The following is a 2660-nucleotide window of genomic DNA, read 5'->3' on the forward strand; positions in this document are numbered from 1 at the left end:
GTGCGCCGCGGCAGGCCCGGTCGACGCCGGATTCGGTGAACGCCCGGCAGTCGCTGCCGCTGCCGGGCAACGGCAAGCCGATCGCCACCACCAGGCGGCTGTTGGCGTCGATGACGACCTGCAGGTTGGCCGAGTACCGGCAGTTCTTGCTCGAGGCGGCGATGCTGCGGTCGCGGGTGGGCACCAGGGTGCCGTCCACGATGCAGACGGTGTCCTTGCGCGGCCGACGGGCCGGCGAGAGGGCCAGCAGAGGTGCAAGGTGACCGAGGATGCGGTCGGCCGCCGACTTCGAGACCCCGAACAACGGCGCCACCTGCCGCAACGTGAGGTTCGTGCGCCAGTACGTCGCCACCAGCAATACCCGGTCCTCCAACGGCAGCCGCCACGGCCGGCCGCGCTGCACATCACCGCCACGACGCCGCACCAACGCCACCAGCCTGGCGAACTGCACCTCGGTCAGCCCAGAGAACGGCTCAATCCACTTCGGATCATCTGCTGAGATCACCCCACCCGTGCCCAGCCAACGCACCAACCGCCCCACCGGTTACGCGACAACCTCTAGGCGATCGAGCTGCCGGGATTTCGTATGGGTGTCGGCAAGAACCCTGCGGCCTGCGGGCGCTCCTGCAGCGGTGACGCGGTTGAACGGGGCAAAGAGGACAAGTCGGTGACGCGGTGAAGAATGCGCGCCAGGGCGCAGCCCCCCGTATCTGGCGCACATCGCAGATTGCCGACGGCAGGGGGCGACGGGGAAGCTGACTGCAATCAATTTGACGGCCTCCAGGTTCCCTGCGCCGCATCGCGGTGCAGGGGCCACTGGTCTGTCATCGCCGCACCTGACGGCTTGGCCGAGGTCAGCGCTTGAACGGGTTTCGCGGGAGCTGGCTTGCCATCAATGAGCCGAGACTGTTATTTACGGCATGGTCAATTCTTGTGCCGATCTTGAGCGGATTGCCTCTAGCTACGGGTTGCGGAGTGGGGCAGGTTTGGGGGCGTGAATGTTGCGCCGTTCGTCGTTCACCGGCCCCGTGGTACGAGTGGCCGGCATGTCACGATGCGCTCCCGGGGCCGACACGAGATTTTGGGTGCCGCCTATAGCGATCGTGATCTAGTGCTGTTCCTGCGGGCTGCCGGCATCGCTGTCCCCGAGGCAGTTGTGGACGATCCGCGATGGGTGGAGTGGCGTGATGGGCCCGAGCATGTGTGGGGCGCTGCCGGAGCGGGGCGGGATGCCGCAGGGCAGTGAGCCCTCCGCTGAGCTCTCCAGCCCACCCCATAGTTGGGTCTGGCGGACCGACCACGGCCCGATGATCCGAGCGAGAATCAGCCTCAGCCGCCGATAACCGCTCCTCGCTTCCGATGCCCGGCCGGTCAAGACCGCTGACGTGATTTGAGCGAGAAGTGCCGGGGACAGGACGCCGCGTACGCCAGCGTGCCCAGCGTCCGAGCGAGTTAGCAAAGATATCCCGGATGCCACGGCCACGATCGGCGCCGACTGGGGCGAACGCACCCGACACCTGCACCGCCTACCGAAACCGGCACCGAGAGAAGAGGACCACACAGGCCAGTTACCTGGGACTCTGCCAGGCCGTCGTCATTGCGACCGGTGTCACCGAGGACGGCGGACGCGAAGTCCTCAGCGTCATGGTCGGGGGCAGCGAAGCCGAGGCTTGGGGACCCACTGCCTGTGCTCGCTGCGGGACCGCGGCCTGACCATCGTCCGCCTCGTCATCTGCGGGCAGCCACAAGTGATCTGGGCCGATTCGCTCGTCGTGCCAGATGAACAGGTTCGCCGAGCGCTGGAAACCGCGTCCCGATCGCATCAGCGTGAGCGCACTTGAAGCTTTCCGGCAGCCGTCAGTGTCATCGGAGTCTGCCACCACGTGACCCTGCCGCACGGACCATCCTCCGTCTGTTGGACTGGCCGGACTCTCCTGCTAACCCGGAGTACCTGTCTGTTGCTTTCGTCCGCCGTGACGGTCACCGTGACGGTACGTCCGGCGTCTGGCCCTGCCGGTGTTGGCAGGAGCAGGGAGTGCACGTAGGGAGACGAGCCCGATATCGCCTGGCACCGGCTGTTGACGCAGGCCCGTACGGTGGCGTGTTGATGCGATACCGCCCACGGTGCGACATCCAACAGCACGTCCGGAGCGGGCTCATTCGGCCCGTTGCACGCCTTCGGTGACGCACATCCCGCGACCGCAACAGTGGTCAGAGCGGCCGCCCACAGCCACCTGGTCGTACGGGATCGCACTGCTTTGCCGCGCACAGTGGTGGCTCCGATCGCTTGGTGACAGGGCTTGCTCGGGCCGCTGCGGGACCGCAGCGTAGCTCTCCGTGCCGTTCTCGGAGGGCAGGTGGCTCAGGAAGTGGTCCACCGGCTTCGGGATCGCCCTGACAGCGTGGTGAGGTAACGGTGCAAATTCCTCCCCACCCCAGCCCGTCGTCATCCATGCCCTCGGGTGACGGAACCGAACCAGGGCGACGGCTCCGCACCTCATTCTGAAATGGCGAGCCACAGTAATGCCAGTGATGTACGCAGTTTTCTGGGTATTTGCCGCCAGGGTTACTGACTTTGGAGGCGGGTTGTCGTAGGGGCTGACGGTCGGTGACCGTCGCGGTATGCCGGGTGTATGAGGTATCCGCAGGGTGGGGGTCTG

General features: G+C 66.3%; 2 protein-coding genes. One reads left to right on the forward strand and one right to left on the reverse strand.

Going from position 1 to position 2660, the window contains the following annotated elements; translation table 11 throughout:
* A partial coding sequence (locus AB0N17_RS45945) for a transposase family protein (protein WP_366017628.1) occupies nt 1-520 on the reverse strand: 520 nt, incomplete at its 3' end.
* Between the two features lie 950 nt (nt 521-1470).
* Here AB0N17_RS45945 and AB0N17_RS45950 point away from each other — a divergent pair.
* Nucleotides 1471-1713: a transposase gene (locus tag AB0N17_RS45950; RefSeq protein ID WP_366017627.1), complete on the forward strand. Its 243-nt coding sequence runs from the start codon at nt 1471-1473 to the stop codon at nt 1711-1713.
* The last annotated feature ends 947 nt before the right edge of the window (nt 1714-2660 follow it).

The sequence above is a fragment of the Streptomyces sp. NPDC051133 genome (genome assembly GCF_040682635.1).
Lineage (GTDB): Bacteria > Actinomycetota > Actinomycetes > Streptomycetales > Streptomycetaceae > Streptomyces.